The following is a 17,692-nucleotide window of genomic DNA, read 5'->3' as shown; positions in this document are numbered from 1 at the left end:
ATTCACCCCGGCCTCAGTCTGGCCGCTCGCCGGCAGCCAAGCGGCGCTCGATATCTTCGATGACCGGGGGCAGCTGGGCCACGCTGTCGATCACATAGTGGGCGCCGCCGGCGCGCAGCTCGGCCGTCGCGCGCTCGCGCAGGCGCTGCTGCTCCTCGGCCGGCAGGGCCAGCCACTGTGCCTCGCTCAGGCCCAGGGTGTTGCCGCTGACGGCCAGGCCCACCACCCAGGCGCCGATCGCGCGGCCCTCCAGCAGGCCCGGCACCGTGTCGTCCACCTTCACGACCGCAGCCGGCGGCCAGACCTGCAGGTCCGACAAGGTGCGCACCATCATCAGAGGGCCAGGTCTTGCGCTGTCCATATCGCCGGCGCAGACCAGGTTGTCGGGCACATAGCCCTGGGCGGCGGCCAGCGGCAGCACCACCTCCATGATGGGGCGGTTGTAGCCGGTGGTCGAGCCTATCTTCAGACCGCGCTCGCGCAGGTCCTGCACCACCTCCAGCGCGCCGGGAATCAGCGCCGCATGGTTGCGCACGCTCTGCGCATTCATCGGCGTGAATTCCTCGTAGAGCGCGTCGCAGTCGGCGTCGGAGAACGGCCGGCCATGCTGGCGCAGCCACTCGGCCGCGATGCGCGGCGCCGTGCCCAGCGCATGGATATGGTCCCATTTGGCCAGGCCCATGGGCACCCGGGCCTCGTCAATGCTGATCGCGACGCCGTGGCGGGCGAACAGCTCGACGAAAGCGCCCATCGGCGCGAGGCTGCCATGGTCGATGATGGTGCCGGCCCAGTCGAACACGAGCGCTTGAAGTTGAGTCATCGCAATTCCTTGTCTGTTTCTTTGCTCACCAGGCGGCGAACACCTCTTCGGCCAGGCCGAAGGCGGTGCTGGCCCCGGTGCCGCTGGTGACGGTGACCGCGCGGGTGGCGTCGTCGGGTGCCAGCACCAGGCAGGGCTCGCGGCTCGACGAGGGATAGGTACCGACCCAGCGCTCGGTCACCGTGGCCTCGCTCAGGCGCAGCGCCGCGCGCAGATGGCGCAGGATCAGCGCATCGACCTCTTCGAGCGCGAAGGGCGGCAGCACCGGCCCGTAGTGGTGCGAGTCGCCCACCACCAGCGAGCCATCGGCACTTTGCACGACGATCAGATGGATGCCGTGCGCAAGGCTGGCGCCCTCCTCCGCCTGCAGCCGCTCGCGCAGCGCCTGCGCCTCGGGCAGGGCCGCATACCCCTCGTAGCGCACCAGGCTCAGATCGCCCATCACCGAGCCTTCCAACCGGAAGCCGGCCTGCGGTCGCACGCGCAGCATCTGCAGCTGGCACAGGCGCAGCTCATGCGGCTGCCACAGCGGCGCGAACAGGCCGTTGAGCTCGGCGCCGCCACAGACGATGACGCGCTCGGCGCGATAGACGCCGCGCGAGGTCTGCACCTCGGGCGTGGCCACCGACAGCACCGCCTCGCCGAAGCGGAACCGCACGCCGTGGGCCTCGGCCAGCCAGGCCGCCAGCCGCGGGATCGCGCTGCGCGACTCGACCCGCAGCTCATGCGGGCTGTAGAGCACCGCCTGCAAGTCCTCGGTCCGCAATCCGGCAAAGCGCGCGGCCGCGGCGGCCGGGCTCAGCAGCTCGCAGCCCTGGGCCATCTCGGTGGCCATGAAGGCCTCCAGCACCGAGCGCGCCTCGGGTCGCTGAGCCGTCAGCCACAGGCCGCGATGAACGAGATCGATGCCGGCCTGCGGCGCCAGTTCGGCCCAGACCTCGCGCGAGCGCCGCGCCCGCGCCCAGCTGGCACCGGCCTGCTGGCCGGTCACGGTGACGAAGCCGAAGTTGCGGATCGACGCGCCTATGCAAGCCGCATCGCGCTCCAGCACCATCACCTTGAGCCCGCGCCGGGCCGCCTCATACGCATGGGCCAGGCCGACGATGCCCGCACCCACCACCAACACATCCACAGTCATTGCTTCTCGGTCTTTCATGCAGCGCGCCAGCGCTGCGTCTTTTGAATCAGCAGCCGCTCCAGGCCCGCCAGCAAGAGGCGGCCGCTCGCGGCGCTGAGGAAGATCAGGCAGGCCATCGCGGCCGCCGGGGCGATATCGCCGGCATCGTCCATCGCCAGCACGGCCACCGAGGCCAGCGTGGTTTCGGGCGAGTAGAGAAAGACGACGGCCGAGACCGTGGTCAGCGCGTTCACGAAGAAGTAGCCGGCCACCTGGATCAGGGTCGGCAATAGCACCGGCAGGTGCACGCGCCACAGGGTCTTCCAGAAGGGCACGCCCAGCGACTCGGCCACCAGCTCGTACTCGCGGTCGAGCTGGCGCAAGGCGGTCAGCTGGGTGATGTGGGCGACCGAGAAGAAGTGCGCCACCGTGCACAGCACCAGGATGGCCATGCCGCCATAGATGAAGTGCAAGGGGTTCCAGGCGGCGTTGAAGAACAGGATGTAGCCCAGGCCCAGCGCCAGACCCGGCACCGCCATCGGCAGGCTGGCGACCGCATTGAGCAGGCCGCGTGCGGCGGCAAAGCGGCGCGGCTTCTCGACCAGATAGGCGGTCAGAAAGCTCAGGCCCGCGCCCAGCACCGCGGTCGCGCAGGCCAGCTTGATCGAGTTGCCGTAGCTGGCCCAGCCGCCGCCGTCCATCAGGTCGAAGTTGTAATTGGCCAGGGTAGGCTGCAGCTTGTAGGGCCAGTAGGTCGCCAGCGAGGCGAACAGCGCCACGCCCATCACCAGCACGAGTGCGCCGGCGATCAGGCCGCAATAGAGCAGCAGCGCGCGGTCCAGCGGCTTGCAGGGGCTGGGCCGGTAAGGCACCGCGCGCACGCTCAAGGCCGCCGACTGGCGCGCGCGCAGGCGCTGCTCGACCCAGAAGGCCAGCCCGGCCGGCAAGAGCAGCAGCAAGGCCACGACCGCCCCCATCTGCAGCTGCTGCTGGCCGATCACCTGCTTGTAGATGTCGGTGGCCAGCACCTGGGTGTTGCCGCCGATGACCTTGGGCACGCCGAAATCGGTGACCACCAGCACGAACACCACCACATAGGAGATCAGCAGGCCGTAGCGGCTGGCCGGCAGGGTCACGGTGCGGAAGATGCGCCAGCGGCTCGCGCCCAGGCTGGCGGCGGCCTCGTACAGCCGCGCATCGCCGCTGGCCAGCGCGGTGCACAGGATCAGCAGCGCATGCGGAAAGGTCCACAGCACCGAGCCGGCGATGATGCCGAAAGGCCCATAGGCCGGGCCCAGGCCCAGCACGGCGAGCCAGTCCTTCAGCAGGCCCTGGTTGCCGAACAGATAGATCAGGCTGATGGCCATCAAGAGCGAAGGCGCCAGCAGCGGCACCAGCGCGATCGCGCGCAGCAGGCCCCGGCCCGGCATGCAGCTGTGCATCAGCGCAAAGGCATAGCCATAGGCCAGCGTGACGCAGATCGCGGCGCTGGCGGCCGACAGCCACAGGCTGTTGCCCAGCGAGGCCAGCACGTTCGGGCCGCGCATATAGGCGATGAAATTGGCCAGGCCGACGAAGGACCCGTCGGCGCCATAGAAACTCAGCAGCAGCAGGGCCGCCACCGGCAGCGCCACCGCCACGGCCAGCACGACCAGCGCCAGGCCCAGCAGGCCACCCAGCGCACGGGCCTCGCCCCGCTGCGCGACCGCCTTGGGCAGCAGCAGGGGCTCTGACAACACCACGCTCATGCCGCCACCCGCATCGACAGCGGCGTGTCCAGCGCGCTGACCGCCTCGGGCGGCAGCTCCACCCACAGCGGGCCTTCGTTCAACCAGGCCGGCAGCTGGGCATCGCCCTCGGTGGCCAGCTGCAGCTCCAGCTGCGCGTCCAGCGCCTCGCAGCGCAGGCGCAGCAGGCTGCAATGGCCCAGGAACATGGCCTCGACGAGGCTGACCGGCAGGCGGTTCGGTCCGGCCTGGCCGTGCAGTCGCAGGCACTCGGGCCGCAAGCCCAAGAGCACCGGACTGCCGGTCTTGTAGCGGGCGAAGCTGGCGCTGGCGCAGGCCAGCTCGGCCGTGCCGACGCGGGCCCGTCCGGCGCCGGTCACCAGGCCTGGCAGCAGATTCATCTTGCCGACAAAGCCGGCGACAAAAGGCGTGGCCGGCGCCGCATAGAGCTGCTGCGGGCTGCCCTGCTGCTCGATCTGGCCCTGGTGCATCACGACGACGCGGTCCGCCATCGACAGCGCCTCGTCCTGGTCATGCGTGACCATGATGGTCGTGATGCCCAGGCGCTGCTGCAGGCGCCGGATCTCGGCGCGCAGGCCCTGGCGCACCTGAGCGTCCAGCGCCGACAGCGGCTCGTCCAGCAGCAAGAGCGGCGGCCGCGGCGCCAGCGCGCGCACCAGCGCGACCCGCTGCTGCTGGCCGCCGCTGAGCTGGGCCGGGAATTTGTTCGCCTTGTCGGCCAGGCCCACCAGTTCCAGCAGCTCGGCCACACGGGCCGCGCGCTCGCCGCGCGTGGCCTGCTGCAGGCCATAGGCCACGTTGTCGGCCAAGCTCAGATTGGGGAACAAGGCGTAGGACTGGAACACCACGCCGAAGCGCCGCTGCGCGGCCGGCCAGGCGGTGATGTCCTGGCCGTTCAGCGCGATGCTGCCGCTGTCCGCCGCCTCGATGCCGCAGATCAGGCGCAGCAAGGTGGTCTTGCCGCAGCCCGAGGGCCCGAGCAGGCTGATGAACTCGCCGGCGGCGACATCCAGAGCTATGCCGCGCAGCACCGGCTGCGTGCCATAGCGTTTGTTCAGGTGGCGCAGCGACAGCATGGCAGCGTCTCTTTCTTCTCTGTGCTTACTTCTTCTCGGCCTTGACCTCGTAGCGGCGCGCCCATTCGGTCAGGATGCGCTCGCGGTTGGAGGCGGCCCAGCCGAAATCGTTCTTGGCCAGCAGCTGCTCCAGATTGGCCGGCACATGCTCCATCTTCTGCTGCGCCTCGGGCAGGGCCAGGATCGCGAAGTTCGCGCCATAGAGCTCGTTGGCCTTGCGGGTCACGGCCCAGTCGGCCAGGGCCTTGGCGGCCTCGGGCTTCTTGCTGGTCTTCAGGATGGCGGTGGCCTCCAGATCCCAGCCCAGACCTTCCTTCGGGAACACGATGTCGATCGGCGCGCCGTCCTTCTTGGTCTTGTTGGCGCGGTACTCGAAGGACAGGCCGACCGGGAACTCGCCGGCACCGGCCTGGCGGCAAGGCTTGGAGCCGCTGTGGGTGTAGACGCCGATGTTCTGGTGCAGCGCGTCCATGAAGGCCCAGCCCTTGTCCTCGCCCATCATCTGCAGCCAGGCCGAGACCATCAGATAGCCGGTGCCGCTGGAGGCGGGGTGCGGCATCGTCACCGTACCCTTGTAGGCCGGCTGGGTCAGGTCGGCCCAGGAAGCCGGCTTGGGCAGCTTGCGCTTGTCGGCCTCGACGGTGTTGAAGCAGACGGCCGAGGACCACAGGTCCATGCCCACCCAGGTCGGCTGGGCGCGCGGGTCGCGCATATTGGCGCGCACCTTGTCCAGGCCCTTGGGCGCATAGCCCTGCAGCATGCCTTCCTTGTCCAGCAGCATCAGCGAGGTGGCGGCCAGGCCCCAGATCACATCGGCCTGCGGATTGGCCTTCTCGGCCAGCAGACGGGCGGTGACGATGCCGGTGCTGTCGCGCACAAACTTCAGCTCGATCGCCGGGTGGTCCTGCTCGAAGGCCTGCTTGTAGGCCTTGATCTGGTCGGCCTCCAGCGCCGAGTACACCAGCAGCTCGGTCTTGCCCTGGGCCTGGGCCACGCCGGCGGCCAGCAGGGTCGACAAGGCGGCCAGGCTCAGCAGGCCGGCACGACGGGTGAGGGAGTTTTTCATAGCGTTCCTGGGGTGCGAAGAAGGAGTGAAGGGAAGCAATGGGCCGCACTCTAGATTTCAAATATGTAAAGAACATGTCATACGGGCCAAGCGCGGCAAAGCCCGCATTGGCGGATTTGCGTCGCGGCTCTGACGCGGGTTCGACATCAATTCGTCATCAAGGGCGACTACCCTCGCCCGTCCATGCTCACCGCCCAACTGAAGGCCTTTTTCACCGTCGCCCGGCTCGGCAGCGTCACGCTGGCCAGCAAGCAGCTGGGCATCAGCCAACCCACGGTCACGACCCAGATCCGCGCGCTTGAGGAGCACTACGGGCTGGAGCTGTTCCGCCGCAACTCCGGCCGCCTGACCATCAGCGATGCCGGCGTCGAGCTGCTGCCCATGGTCGAGGGCCTGCTGCAGCAGGAGAGCCAGATCGAGTTCGCGCTGCGCAACCAGGCCGAGCTGCGCCAGGGCAGCCTGCGCATCGGCGCCACCGCGCCCTACTACATGCTGGATCTGGTGCAGCGCTTCCAGAGCCGCTACCCGGGCATCGAGCTGAGCCTGCACATCGGCAACTCGCGCCAGATGGTGGATGCGCTGCGCGAGTACCGCGTCGATCTGGCGGCCTCCTCCCATCCGGTGCGCGACGCCCGCCTGCTGTGCTGGAAGCTCGGCGAGGATCCGCTGGTGCTGGTGCTGCGCAGCGACCATGCGCTGGCGCGCCAGACCGAGGTCAGCGCGCAAGACCTGGCCCCCTGCCGGCTGCTGCTGCGCGAGGGCGGCTCGATGACACGCCAGCTCGGCGAGGAGATGCTGCAGCTGGCCGGCGTGCGGCCGGCCCAGGTGATGGAGATCGGCAGCCGCGAGGCGTTGCGCGAGGCCATCGTGCGCGGCATGGGCGTCAGCCTGGTGGCCCGCCATGAGGTGCCCCACCATCCCGAGCTGCGCGTGCTGCCGCTGCGCGGCGCAGCGCCCATGGTGGCCGAGTACCTCTATGTGCTGAAAGAACGCCGCCAGATGCGGCTGATCGAGGCCTTTTTGTCGACCGCCGATCTGCCGCCGCGGCTGTGAGGCCGCGCACCACAGCGGGGCGAGCCGCGCCGCCCCCAGGGTAATGGAGCATGCCGCAGGCCCGCAGCGCTCACTAGCATGGTGCATCGCCACCCCGGAGCACCTGATGACTGTTGTACATGCCGATCTGCGGGCCCTGCCCGGTGTGCTGGATCGCAAGGCGCTGATGCAGGCGCTGGAGTCCTCGGCCCAGGCCTCGCGGGCCTCGGGCCATTCGCTGGCCGTGCTGACCCTGGATATCGATCACTTCAAGAGCTACCAGGATGAGCAGGGCCAGGCCAGTGCCGAACAGGTGCTGACCCAGCTGGCGATGCTCTTGCAGCAGTTGCAGCCCGCCGGCGCCAGCCTGGCCTATCTGGGCGCCGACGAGTTCGTGCTGATACTGCCCGATACCGATATCGCCGCCGCCGCCGCGCTGGCCGAGAAGCTGCGCGAGCGCATCGCCAGCGCGCTGGGCCAGCTGGGCGGCCAGCCGCCGCTGAGCGCCACCATCGGCGTAGCCGCCAGCCCGCCCAAGCAGGACTGGAACGCCAGCACCCTGCTGGCGCTGGCCGATTCGCGCATGACCTTCGCGAAGCGGCGCCTGCTGCCGCATCACAACCTGGTCTGGGCCGGCACCATCCCCTCGGACTGGTGCCTGCGCCTGGAAGTGGAACCGGGGGTCTGGCCCAGCCTTTGAAGCGTGCGAGCTGTGGACAGTGGCACGAGCCGGCTTGCCTAGAATCAAGCCGCGATGCGTCCCCTGCCCCTGATCATCATCCTGCTGGTTCTGAACCATGTCGCCTTCAACGGCAGCCGCATCGCGGTGGCACTGTTCGCGATCAAGCAGGGCGCGTCGACGCTGACGGTCGGCACGCTGATGGCCATGTATGCGCTGCTGCCGGCGCTGACCTCGGTGGCGGCCGGCCGCTGGATCGACCGCTCGGGCATCACCCGACCGATGCTGATCGGCACCATAGGGGTGGGCCTGGGCACCTTGCTGCCCTTTCTGGTGCCCCAGCTCGCCACGCTCTATCTGACCAGCGTGCTGGTGGGTCTGTCCTTCATGCTGCTCAATGTCTCGGTCTACCACGCGGTGGGCGAGATGAGCGCGCCCGAGGAGCGCACGGTCAACTTCAGCTATGTCGCTTTAGGCTTCTCGACCTCGACCTTTGTCGCGCCGATGCTGACCGGCATCTCGATCGACGCGCTGGGCTACCGCGCCTGCTTCCTGATCCTGGCGCTGTTCACGGTGCTGCCGCTGCTGGCGCTGTGGGGCCGGCTGCTGCCCGAGATCACACTGCGCGAGAAGCATGACCTGACCCCGCCTGGGCCGGTGTTCGATCTGCTGCGCGAGCCGGAGCTGCGCCGCCTCTTCATCGCGATGGCCATCCTGACCGTGGGCTGGGATATCTACAACTTCGCCATCCCCGTCTACGGCGCGCAGATCGGCCTGACCCCCTCGCAGATCGGTATCGTGATGGGCGCCTTCGCGGCCGCCACCTTCGCGGTGCGCCTGGCCATGCCCTTCATCGTCAACCGCATCCAGCCCTGGCCGCTGCTGGTGGCCTCTCTGCTGGTGGCCGGCCTGGCCTATCTGGCCGTGCCCTTCACCGACAGCGTCGGCGTGCTGATGGCCATCACCTTCCTGCTGGGCCTGGGCCTGGGCGCGCCGCAACCGATGGTGCTGACCCTGCTGCACCAGTCGGCGCCCGAGGGGCGGGCTGCCGAGGCCCTGGGCCTGCGCACCACGCTGATCAACACCAGCCAGACCGTGATGCCTCTGGTGTTCGGCGCGATGGGCGCGGCGCTGGGCATTGCGCCGCTGTTCTGGGGCATGGCGGCGGCGATGCTGGGCGGCAGCCTGTTCTCGCGCCGCAAGCGCTGAGAGCTTGAAAACTTTTTGCTGCGCCGCCGCCATGCGTCCTTGGCCCGGTGCTCGGAATCCTCACGTACCTGGGGTACGTTCCGGTTCCTGCGCCCGGCCCGCCTAGCCTGACGACGGCTCGCTACAAAAGTTCTCAAGCTCTCGCCCCTTCCCCCGCAGGTGGGGCAGACGCCTGCCTGGCGCTGGTGGATACTCTCGGCGCGGGCACCTTGCCCGTTCGTTATGGGGAGCACGACCATGGGCCTGATGGATTTCATCAAGAAACAGTTCATCGACATCCTGCAATGGACCGAGGATGACGAAACCACGCTGGCCTGGCGCTTTCCGATGGCCGAGATGGAAATCCAGTACGGTGCCTCGCTGACGGTGCGCGAGTCGCAGATGGCCGTCTTCGTCAACGAGGGCAAGGTGGCCGATGTGTTCGGCCCCGGCATGTACAAGCTCAGCACCCAGACCCTGCCGGTGCTGACCTATCTGAAGAACTGGGACAAGCTGTTCGAGTCGCCGTTCAAGAGCGATGTCTATTTCTTCAGCACCCGCCAGCGCATCGACCGGCGCTGGGGCACGACCCAGCCGGTCACCATCCGCGACAAGGACTTCGGCGCGGTGCGGCTGCGCGCCTTCGGCAACTATGCCTACCGCATCACCGATCCCAAGCTCTTCCACACCGAGATCTCGGGCACGCGCGAGCGCTACACGGTCGAGGACCTGGACGGACAGCTGCGTGGCCTGATGCTGCAGCACATCAGCGATGCGGTGGCGCAAAGCGGCATCCCCTTCCTGGACCTAGCGGCCAACCAGATCGAGTTCGCCAAGGCCTTGATGGAGGCCACCGCGCCCTCGTTCAGCGCGCTGGGCCTGAAGCTGGAGAGCGTGACCCTGCAGAACGTCTCGCTGCCCGAGGAGCTGCAGAAGATCCTCGACCAGAAGATTGGCATGGGCATGATAGGCCAGAACATGGGCCAGTTCATGCAGTACCAGGCCGCGCAATCGCTGCCCAAGATGGCCGAGGGCGCCGCCTCGGGCGGCGGCGGTGGCGTGGCCGGCGACGCGATGGGGCTGGGGGCAGGTCTTGCGATGGGCCAGGTGCTGGCCCAGCAGCTGAGCCAGGGCCTGGCCGGTGCCGGCGCGCCGGCAGCAGCAGCGAGCGCCCCCGTGCAAAGCGCCGACGAGATCATGGCCCTGCTGGAGAAGCTCGGCGATCTGAAGGCCAAGGGCATCTTGACCGACGAAGAGTTCGCCGCGAAGAAGGCCGAGCTGCTGAAGAAGCTCGGCTGAATTGGCCTCTTCAGGCACACCCCAACGCCGCTGGCAGGCGGCCTGCCCCAACTGCGGCGCGCCGGTCGAGTTCGCCAGCGCCGCCTCGGCCAGCGCGGTCTGCGGCTTTTGCCGCAGCACCCTGCTGCGCGAAGGCGAGAGCCTGCGCAAGATCGGCGCGAGCGCCGAGCTGTTCGACGACCATTCGCCGCTGCAGCTGGGGGCGGCCGGCCGCTATGCCGGCGCCGCCTTCAGCCTCGCCGGTCGGCTGCAGCTGAGCTATGCCGAGGGCAGCTGGAACGAGTGGCATGCGCTGTTCGACAACGGCCCCGATGGTCAGAAGAGTGCCTGGCTGTCCGAAGACAACGGCAGCTATGTGCTGGGCTTCGAGGCGCCACCGCCGGCCGGCCTGCCACAAGCCCATGAGCTGGTGCTGGGCGCTCAGTTGCTGCTCGCCGGCCAGGCCTGGACCGTCAGTGCGCTGACCCTGGCGCGCCAGGCCGCCGCCCAGGGCGAGCTGCCGCATGCGCCGCTGGCCGATGCGCAGCGCCAGTTCCTAGTGGCCGAGCTGCGCAACAACAGCGCCGACGAGGTGGCCAGCCTGGAGTACAGCGGCCCGCCGGGCAGCGCACCGAGCTGGTCGCTGGGCCGGCCGGTGCGGCTGGCCGATTTGGCGATGAGCGGGCTGCGCGAGGACGCGCAGGGCGAGGCCATCAGTAGCAAGACCCTCGTCGGCAAGACCTGCGAATGCCCCAGTTGCGGCGCCGCGCTGGCGCCCAAGCTCGACGGCAGCCAGAGCATCGTCTGCGCGCAATGCCACGCGGTGGTCGACATCTCCAAGGGCCTGGGCCAAGACCTGGCCTGGTACGCCCAGCAGGCCAACACGCTGGAACCGCTGATCCCGCTGGGTCGCAGCGGCACGCTGGCGCTCGCCGCCGGCGGCCCGGCGCTGCCCTGGCAGGTGGTCGGCTATCTGGAGCGCTGCGACCTGCCTGCGGCGGACAGCGAGGACGAGCAGAGCTTCTGGCGCGAATACCTGCTCTACAACCGCAGCGAGGGCTTTGCGTTTCTGGTCGACACCCACGAGGGCTGGAGCCTGGTGCGGCCGCTGACCGGCGCGCCCAAGGGCAGTGGCAACAACACGGTCGAGTGGCAGGGCCGGCGCTTCAAGGCCTTGTACGAGGGCGAGTCCTATGCGGCCCAGATCACCTATGTGCTGGGCGAGTTCTACTGGCAGCTGCGGCGCGGCGAGCGCGCCCAGGTCACCGATTACGAGTGGAGGGGCGAAGGCCGAGTCGAGCTGCTGTCGCGCGAGCAGACCGGCAGCAAGGGCGGCACCCAGGAGATCACCTGGAGCCATGGCCGCAAGCTCGATGCCGCCGAGGTCGCCCGTGCCTTCAAGCTGGCGATCAGCACCGCCGCGTTGACCCGCGACGCGGCGCCCACCAGCGGCCACGGCCTGGTGTTCAAGGTCTTGCTGACCCTGTTCATCCTCTTCATCCTGGTGATGCTGATGCGCGGCTGCAGCCAGGACGATTGCCAGAGCTACAAGCAGAGCTTTGGCGAGGCCAGCAACGAATACCGCGAATGCCAGCGCCGCGCCAGCGGCAGCGGCGTGCGCCTGGGCACCGGCGGCGGATCCTATGGCGGCTACAGCGGCGGGGGCGGGCATAAGTAGACGAACAAGCAAGCGAGCAGGCAAGACCTGCCCCTTTATCAATCAGTCTATGCAACGACAAGGAGAACGCAATGACGGAACTCGAATGGCTCAAACCCGTGGTGCTGCTGGGCTCGGTGCTCTACGCGGTGATCGGCGTGCTGGTGTTCTGGATCAGCTTCATCATCGTCGACAAGCTGACCCCCTATAACCTCTGGGAAGAAATCGTCGAGCACAAGAACCTGGCCCTGGCGATCGTGATCGGCGCCAAGTGCATCGCGATCGGGATGATCGTGGCGGCGGCGATCAAGGGGTGAGGGGCAAAAAATCACACTGGTCGGCCACAAGGCACTGCCAGCAATATTATGACTATTAGCGGAAAAAGCGCGCAGGTCACACCGACCATCCACTTGCCGCCAGTTCGGGCCTAGGGATTTTTTCGGTGTTCGTGCATGGAAACGGCAGTGCAATCATATGGCAGCAGAAAATAACGCCCTCGCCACAATTACCGCGATCGCGACTTTGGCCACGCCAGTGTTGTTGGCAGTTCTTAGTGCCATCGGGTGGGCTTTGAAGACAAGAATTGAAGCATCTCGAGCGGAGCATGACGCGCAGCAAGCTCGTATACGAGAGCTGGAAGACAAGCTTCGCGAAGACAGAATTACCACCTACAACGCCCTGCTCAATCCATTTTTTCTCTTATTCACAACCGACGCTTCGCTGGCTTCGGATCCAAAGTTCAAAAACAAGAATAAAAATGAAATTGCGATCAACCGCATGTTGTCGTTCGAGTACAGACAGGTTGGTTTCAAGCTCTCACTTGTCGCCAATGATGAAGTCGTTCGCGCATACAACTCGCTTATGCAGTTCTTTTATCACACCGACACTGACCAGCGCCCACTGGATCAGAAGACCTCAAATTGGATCGCCTTGATGGCAAACTTGCTTTTGGAAATTCGTCGTAGCATGGGGAATCAAAGTAGCAAGCTCGACCGATGGGAGATGATCTAGTGGTTCATGCAGGATGCCCATAAGATGAAAGCCATGCACGAGCAGGCGACACGATAGGCCTCGGCTACGAAACATCCTGGAACAGACTTTCCCCGTAGAAAAGCCGAAACATCAAAGTTCCTCCATCAAGACCTGTCCACGCAACGTCCGGGTGTAAGTTAGGTAGCGGGGTCGGCTAATGGGTTACCGCTGACACGCCGACCCGCAGATGACCGCAAAATTCTTGTTTTACTTCGCCGTTTTCTACGCCGTTTATTCGCTCTCGGCCACCCCAATTGGCGAAGTCGGGCGCCGGGAACTGCGAGCAGTACGCGATTGGATCTGGCAAAGGCCTATATTGATCCTTGTTCGGCCGGTCTTCTATCTGCTAATCCTGCCGTTTGAAAGCATCATGATGGCCTTGGCCCTCTCGACGGGTGCCCTGGCCTGCTCATTGCTGCTCTCATAGTCAACGCCACAACCGTCTATTGACCGCGCAACGATGCATACAAGTGCCGCGCTGAAACAGGCTGCCAGCTTGAGCCTCTATACCGTGATCCTCGACTACCGAGGTGGGACTTACATTCGACAGGTCGTCGCCAGCAATCAAAACGAAGCTCTACTCATATGGTCACGGAGCATTGTTCCAGGGGAAATCCTGCACCTTGGCAAAAAGCGCATATCACGTATTGCGAACGAAGTCGAAGCCAATTACGCGGACAGTTACACACCAATTCTGATCCAAGGTGCAGTGAATGTGTGGTGCACCGGGCTTCCAGTTACCGCCAGTCTGGTCAACATAATTAAAACTGAGGTCCGGCTTTGAGTTTTGATGTTAAAACAAGTCACACTCAGCCCCCAATACCCTCACCCGCCCCGGTCCCGCCGATCCAAGCCGACAGCACCGTTTCCGCCATCATCGGCGACTGAGTTGGGCGCTTTATCTCGCAAGGAGAGAGTTTTGAAGAAATACATGGTCGTCGAAAACTTCAAGCCCGGCTTGATGGAGGAGAACTACAAGGTCTACAACGCCAAGGGCCGGCAATTTCCCGAGGGCTTGTACTACCTGAATTCATGGGTCAATGCCGAGAAGAACATCTGCTTCCAACTCATGGAATCCAATGACCCTGCCTTGTTCCAGGAGTGGTTCAAGAAGTGGGAGCAGTTCGTGGATTTCGAGCTCTACCCGATTGACTGATCAATGGACGGCTCGACGGAGCAGCACGCCCGCTACAGCCCTGGCCAGTCCTGCACACAGCCCCCGTCAAACTCGGCACCTGAGTCGGGTGCCCTGACAGCCTCGCGACGCGCCGTCGCGCACCAAACCCATGATTCAAAGACCCAGCTGGATAACCCGCCTGACCCGCTGCCTGAGGAGGCAAGGCGACGCCACGAAGGCCATCGGACACCGGGTGATCCCGGAATCCCGTGTGTCCATCGGCGACATCACCGGCATCGAGATCAGCGACAGCCTCCCCTACGCCCCGGCGCTCAGGAAGATCAGGGACGAGGCGGCCGGCACCGGAGTCACCATCGATGTGAAGAGCTTCTACTCGGAAAGCCCGGTCGAGCTGCACAATTTTTCCAGCAAGATCGTCTACCGATTCATCGAGCACAAAGGTGTCAAAGCCATCGGTTACTTCATCGAAGACCGGCACCTGTATGAATGCTCCTACCGGGAACTCGACTACCAGGGGAACCTGTTGATCTCATGCCCAGAGTCCACGGCAAACAAGCTGGTGCAGTCGGTCAGCGAGAAGGAGGCGGTGATACGGGCCTACAGCCAGCTCGGCCTGTTCTGGCGACAGGTCGAGAGCAGCCGCTGATCGCCCGGAAGTCCTGCGTCGCCCACAGCCCCGCCTACGAGCCATGTCTCAGCCCCACACTTCCATCGCCCAGGCCCTGACACTGCTGAGCCGCCCACTGCTGCCATGGTGGACGCTCACCGTGACCGTGCTGGCCGGAGTATTCGGCCCCGGCCTGCTTGCTGCTTCCAGCGACGGCATGTCGACCGGGCTGCTGGACGGCATCATGGCCTTTCTCGGCGGTCTTGCGGGCTTTCTTGTCGTTGCCGTCATCGCACTGATCCGCCGTGTGCGGGCGCTCACGGTCTTGGTGCTGGCGCGCGCCGAGAGTCTTTCGCCGGCGGACTCGCAACAGCGCGGCTGAGGGTTCGGGTCTTGCGACAGCCCATGCAAATCGCTGCCGCCCTTGTGATCTACGCCCTGGCCCTGGCAGCGCTGGCGCTGATCAACCGGCGCGAGTTCAAACGCCACCCGGCCAAGGGCCGGCGCTATGCGGCGCTGCCCATCGGCTACAAGCTCGCCTGCTGGCTGGGTGTCATGCCGTTGCTGGTCGCGGCCGTGCTGGTGCACCCGGCCCTGTTGATCCCGGCCTGGCTTGGCTTTGCCTTGCTGGAGATGGCCTGTGTGCGCTGGTACAAGAAGGCCGGCCTGCTCTAGCATCTGCCGCCTGCTGCCAGACGTTTCTCAGCGCTCCGATCACCTGGAACAACCCAAGGGGCTCCCGACATGAACGCTCCCAGCCTTCCCGGCTTCTCACTACGCCCCATCCAGCTTGATGATGCGCAGGCCTGGGCGGCCTACGCCTGCCTGCCCGAGGTCAAGCTGCACACCAGCTCGACGGCCGCCAGCGTCGACGATGTCCGGCGCGAGATCGGCAAGGCCCTGAGCGGCGACGCCGCCGCGCCGATACGCTTCGCCATTGTTGATGAAGCCGGCGGTGCGGGTGAGTTGGTCGCGACCGTCGGTTTTCACACCATCTCCCCGCGCAACGGGACCGCCGAAGTGACTTACGACGTGACCCCGGCCCGCTGGGGCCACGGCATCGCCAGCGCCGCCTGCCGGGCGGCGACGCTGTGGGGCTTTGCGCAGCGTGGCTGGCATCGCATCCAGGCCACGACCGTGCTGCCAAACATCCGCTCGCAAAAGGTGCTGGAGCGCTGCGGCTTCCAGCGCGAGGGCCTGCTGCGCAACTTCAGGCTGGTGCGTGGCCAGCCGACCGACTACTGGCTTTATTCGGCTATACCCGGCGACATCAAGACCTGACCCCGAATGCATGATCGATGCCCCTGCCTCTGATCACCCTGGTGGCAATTAGCTTTGACAGGGCTCCCGGTCGAGGCTTCGGCCGGGAGCAAGTTGAGTTCTAAGGTTCAGCCGCCGGTCGTCGCACGGCAGTCATTCACGCACTCCTGATAGTCGGGCGTGCCAACCGTGAACTGCTCTTTGCAAACCTTGAAGCAAAATGGAGTGGCATATGCCGCACCACAAATGATGGCCAAGACAAAAGCCGAGAGTTTCTTAGCGTTTGAATTCATTGGAAAAACCTCCGTTTTGATATTGGGCTTGACTTCTTCTTCAAAGCTCGCGGCGCCCAAAAAACCGCAGCTTATTCTTCGGTCCAGTCCAACCCGAGCAGATCTCAACCCTTCTCATTTCAAGCTCGCCAGCGCGGACTCGAACGCATCGGGGTGGTAGCCGCGGATCAGGCGTTCGCCGATCACAACCAAAGGGACGCCACCGCCGCCCAGTGACGCATAGGCGGACGCAGCCGCTGTGGACTTTTGGACATCCCGATCAACAAACCTGATACCTCTCTCGCTCAGATACCGGCGCGTGCTTTTGCAGAAACTGCAAGAGGCAGTTCCGTACACGACGACCTGAACGTCACGATCAGGAAAGTGGGATGAAAAATCGCCTACTTCGTACGCCGGGCGCAAGAGCGAGGGCAGTTTCGTAGCGCCCCAGCCGATCGAAAAACCGCCCGCGAGTATGGCGATGACGGCAGCAATCTGTTTCACGGGCCCCGTGGTGATCATCATTGGCCTGCCCCTCACAGCCAGCTGCTGATCTGCGCCAGCGGCTTCTTGATGCCGCCATGCACCGGCACCTCGCAGCCCGGCTTCGGATGGCCGACCACCAGCAGGATGACAGGCTTCTCGGACTCGGGCCGGCCGCAGAGCTTGCTCAAGAAACCCATGGGGCTGGGCGTGTGGGTCAGCGTGACCAGGCCGGCCTCGTGCAGGGCGGCGATCAGGAAGCCGGTGGCGATGCCTACCGACTCGGGCACGTAGTAGTGGCTGAAGCGCTCGCCCTGTGCGTCGATGCCGTACTTCTGCGCAAAGATCGCGATCAGCAGCGGGGCCTCGTCCAGAAAGGGCTTGTTGGCATCGGTACCCAGCGGTGCCAGCGCGCGCAACCACTCCTCCGGTGCGCGGCCGTTGTAGAACGTGCGCTCCTCTTCCTCGGCCGCTGCGCGGATCTGCGATTTGCGCTGGGGATCGGTGATGACGACAAAGTGCCAGGGCTGCTGATTCGCGCCGGAGGGCGCCGTGCCGGCGGCCAGCAGGCACTGCTCGATCACGGCCCGGTCGACCGGCCGGCTATCGAAATCGCGCACGGTGCGGCGGCGCAGCAGGTTTTGATAGCTGGCGCGGGCGCGCTCCAGCATGGTGTGGGCGGGCAGTTCGCGGTAGCCCGTCAAGGGCTCCATGACCGGGGCAGGCATTGTGTGCATGGCGGTGCGGCTGGAAGGAATATGCGGTGGGGCGAGCATAGCGAGAGCGGCTCGTTCGTCAATCGGGGCATATGGCCGACCGGCGGCGTGGCAAGATGCCTCACTGTCGGACGCCCAGGAGCACAAAACATGGAACTCGGTGCCTTCTCCATCAGCCTCGCGGTCAAGAACATCGAGGCCTCGCGCGCCTTCTACGAGAAGCTGGGCTTCAAGACCTGGGCCGGCGATGCGGCCCAGAACTGGCTGATCCTGAAGAACGGCGAGCATGTGATCGGCCTGTTCCAGGGCATGTCCGAGCGCAATATGCTGACCTTCAATCCCGGCTGGACCCAGCACGCCGACCCGCTCCCGAGCTTCACTGATGTGCGCGAGCTGCAGCGCCAGCTGAAGGCCCAGGGCCTGGTGCTGCAGAGCGAGGCCGACGAGGCCGGCAGCGGCCCGGCCAGCTTTGTCGTGATCGACCCGGACGGCAATCCGGTGCTGGTGGATCAGCATGTGTAGG

Annotated in this window: 23 protein-coding genes; 15 read left to right on the top strand and 8 right to left on the bottom strand. The window is 65.8% G+C overall.

Going from position 1 to position 17,692, the window contains the following annotated elements; all coding sequences use genetic code 11:
* Nucleotides 1–13: 13 nt before the first annotated feature.
* The 5 genes from phnX to O5M90_RS27330 are packed head-to-tail and all read right to left on the bottom strand — an operon-like array spanning nucleotide 14 to nucleotide 5,827.
* Entirely contained in the window at nucleotides 14–820 is an 807-nt protein-coding gene (gene phnX / locus O5M90_RS27350; protein WP_269840816.1) for a phosphonoacetaldehyde hydrolase, read from the bottom strand.
* A gap of 25 nt (nucleotides 821–845) precedes the next feature.
* Nucleotides 846–1,958, bottom strand: coding sequence for a TIGR03364 family FAD-dependent oxidoreductase (locus tag O5M90_RS27345; protein ID WP_269840817.1), 1,113 nt, complete (start codon nucleotides 1,956–1,958; stop codon nucleotides 846–848).
* A gap of 14 nt (nucleotides 1,959–1,972) precedes the next feature.
* Complete coding sequence (locus O5M90_RS27340; protein WP_440402487.1) at nucleotides 1,973–3,685, bottom strand: putative 2-aminoethylphosphonate ABC transporter permease subunit; 1,713 nt, start codon at nucleotides 3,683–3,685, stop codon at nucleotides 1,973–1,975.
* A complete protein-coding gene (locus tag O5M90_RS27335) occupies nucleotides 3,682–4,761 on the bottom strand; it encodes an ABC transporter ATP-binding protein (protein WP_269840818.1) in 1,080 nt (359 codons plus the stop codon). The genes O5M90_RS27340 and O5M90_RS27335 overlap by 4 nt, the downstream gene beginning before the upstream one ends.
* Nucleotides 4,762–4,786: 25 nt before the next feature.
* Nucleotides 4,787–5,827, bottom strand: coding sequence for a putative 2-aminoethylphosphonate ABC transporter substrate-binding protein (locus tag O5M90_RS27330; RefSeq protein WP_269840819.1), 1,041 nt, complete (start codon nucleotides 5,825–5,827; stop codon nucleotides 4,787–4,789).
* A gap of 183 nt (nucleotides 5,828–6,010) precedes the next feature.
* On the opposite strand from O5M90_RS27330, the gene O5M90_RS27325 reads away from it, so the two are divergent.
* The 14 genes from O5M90_RS27325 (at nucleotide 6,011) to O5M90_RS27260 (ending at nucleotide 15,719) form a co-directional block, all read left to right on the top strand.
* Nucleotides 6,011–6,880 carry a LysR substrate-binding domain-containing protein gene (locus O5M90_RS27325; protein ID WP_137942324.1) on the top strand — a complete coding sequence of 290 codons (870 nt, stop codon included), beginning with the start codon at nucleotides 6,011–6,013 and terminating at the stop codon, nucleotides 6,878–6,880.
* A 106-nt stretch (nucleotides 6,881–6,986) separates the two neighbouring features.
* The gene (locus O5M90_RS27320; protein ID WP_269840820.1) at nucleotides 6,987–7,559 is read left to right on the top strand and encodes a GGDEF domain-containing protein; all 573 of its coding nucleotides are present in this window, start codon (nucleotides 6,987–6,989) and stop codon (nucleotides 7,557–7,559) included.
* A 54-nt stretch (nucleotides 7,560–7,613) separates the two neighbouring features.
* Nucleotides 7,614–8,747, top strand: coding sequence for an MFS transporter (locus tag O5M90_RS27315; RefSeq protein ID WP_269840821.1), 1,134 nt, complete (start codon nucleotides 7,614–7,616; stop codon nucleotides 8,745–8,747).
* A gap of 237 nt (nucleotides 8,748–8,984) precedes the next feature.
* Nucleotides 8,985–10,025, top strand: coding sequence for an SPFH domain-containing protein (locus O5M90_RS27310; RefSeq protein WP_262968017.1), 1,041 nt, complete (start codon nucleotides 8,985–8,987; stop codon nucleotides 10,023–10,025).
* A 1-nt stretch (nucleotide 10,026) separates the two neighbouring features.
* A complete protein-coding gene (locus tag O5M90_RS27305; protein WP_440402486.1) occupies nucleotides 10,027–11,682 on the top strand; it encodes a DUF4178 domain-containing protein in 1,656 nt (551 codons plus the stop codon).
* A 71-nt stretch (nucleotides 11,683–11,753) separates the two neighbouring features.
* Nucleotides 11,754–11,978, top strand: a complete 225-nt coding sequence (locus O5M90_RS27300) for a DUF350 domain-containing protein (RefSeq protein ID WP_269840823.1) — start codon at nucleotides 11,754–11,756, stop codon at nucleotides 11,976–11,978.
* Between the two features lie 157 nt (nucleotides 11,979–12,135).
* Nucleotides 12,136–12,672: a hypothetical protein gene (locus tag O5M90_RS27295; RefSeq protein WP_269840824.1), complete on the top strand. Its 537-nt coding sequence runs from the start codon at nucleotides 12,136–12,138 to the stop codon at nucleotides 12,670–12,672.
* Nucleotides 12,673–12,880: 208 nt separating this feature from the next.
* Entirely contained in the window at nucleotides 12,881–13,120 is a 240-nt protein-coding gene (locus tag O5M90_RS27290; RefSeq protein ID WP_269840825.1) for a hypothetical protein, read from the top strand.
* A gap of 69 nt (nucleotides 13,121–13,189) precedes the next feature.
* Nucleotides 13,190–13,477, top strand: a complete 288-nt coding sequence (locus O5M90_RS27285) for a hypothetical protein (protein ID WP_440402485.1) — start codon at nucleotides 13,190–13,192, stop codon at nucleotides 13,475–13,477.
* Between the two features lie 135 nt (nucleotides 13,478–13,612).
* A complete protein-coding gene (locus O5M90_RS27280; RefSeq protein WP_269840827.1) occupies nucleotides 13,613–13,849 on the top strand; it encodes a DUF3303 domain-containing protein in 237 nt (78 codons plus the stop codon).
* A 232-nt stretch (nucleotides 13,850–14,081) separates the two neighbouring features.
* The gene (locus tag O5M90_RS27275) at nucleotides 14,082–14,477 is read left to right on the top strand and encodes a hypothetical protein (protein ID WP_269840828.1); all 396 of its coding nucleotides are present in this window, start codon (nucleotides 14,082–14,084) and stop codon (nucleotides 14,475–14,477) included.
* A 43-nt stretch (nucleotides 14,478–14,520) separates the two neighbouring features.
* Nucleotides 14,521–14,820, top strand: coding sequence for a hypothetical protein (locus O5M90_RS27270; protein WP_269840829.1), 300 nt, complete (start codon nucleotides 14,521–14,523; stop codon nucleotides 14,818–14,820).
* Between the two features lie 23 nt (nucleotides 14,821–14,843).
* Entirely contained in the window at nucleotides 14,844–15,113 is a 270-nt protein-coding gene (locus tag O5M90_RS27265) for a hypothetical protein (protein ID WP_269840830.1), read from the top strand.
* Between the two features lie 69 nt (nucleotides 15,114–15,182).
* Nucleotides 15,183–15,719, top strand: a complete 537-nt coding sequence (locus O5M90_RS27260) for a GNAT family N-acetyltransferase (protein ID WP_269840831.1) — start codon at nucleotides 15,183–15,185, stop codon at nucleotides 15,717–15,719.
* 107 nt (nucleotides 15,720–15,826) lie between these two features.
* On the opposite strand, the gene O5M90_RS27255 is transcribed toward O5M90_RS27260, so the two are convergent.
* The 3 genes from O5M90_RS27255 to O5M90_RS27245 all read right to left on the bottom strand — a co-directional run bounded on the left by O5M90_RS27255 (nucleotide 15,827) and on the right by O5M90_RS27245 (nucleotide 17,166).
* The gene (locus O5M90_RS27255) at nucleotides 15,827–15,991 is read right to left on the bottom strand and encodes a hypothetical protein (protein WP_269840832.1); all 165 of its coding nucleotides are present in this window, start codon (nucleotides 15,989–15,991) and stop codon (nucleotides 15,827–15,829) included.
* Between the two features lie 114 nt (nucleotides 15,992–16,105).
* Nucleotides 16,106–16,495: a glutaredoxin family protein gene (locus O5M90_RS27250; RefSeq protein WP_269840833.1), complete on the bottom strand. Its 390-nt coding sequence runs from the start codon at nucleotides 16,493–16,495 to the stop codon at nucleotides 16,106–16,108.
* An 11-nt stretch (nucleotides 16,496–16,506) separates the two neighbouring features.
* Nucleotides 16,507–17,166 carry a nitroreductase family protein gene (locus O5M90_RS27245; RefSeq protein ID WP_269840834.1) on the bottom strand — a complete coding sequence of 220 codons (660 nt, stop codon included), beginning with the start codon at nucleotides 17,164–17,166 and terminating at the stop codon, nucleotides 16,507–16,509.
* A 153-nt stretch (nucleotides 17,167–17,319) separates the two neighbouring features.
* Here O5M90_RS27245 and O5M90_RS27240 point away from each other — a divergent pair, with 153 nt between their 5' ends.
* Nucleotides 17,320–17,691, top strand: a complete 372-nt coding sequence (locus O5M90_RS27240) for a VOC family protein (RefSeq protein WP_269840835.1) — start codon at nucleotides 17,320–17,322, stop codon at nucleotides 17,689–17,691.
* Nucleotide 17,692: the final 1 nt, after the last annotated feature.

The sequence above is a fragment of the Paucibacter sp. M5-1 genome, from assembly GCF_027498415.2.
Taxonomy (GTDB): Bacteria; Pseudomonadota; Gammaproteobacteria; order Burkholderiales; family Burkholderiaceae_C; genus Roseateles_E.
The sequence above is the reverse complement of the archived record's forward strand: the minus strand, read 5'-3'. Positions and strand labels throughout refer to the sequence as shown.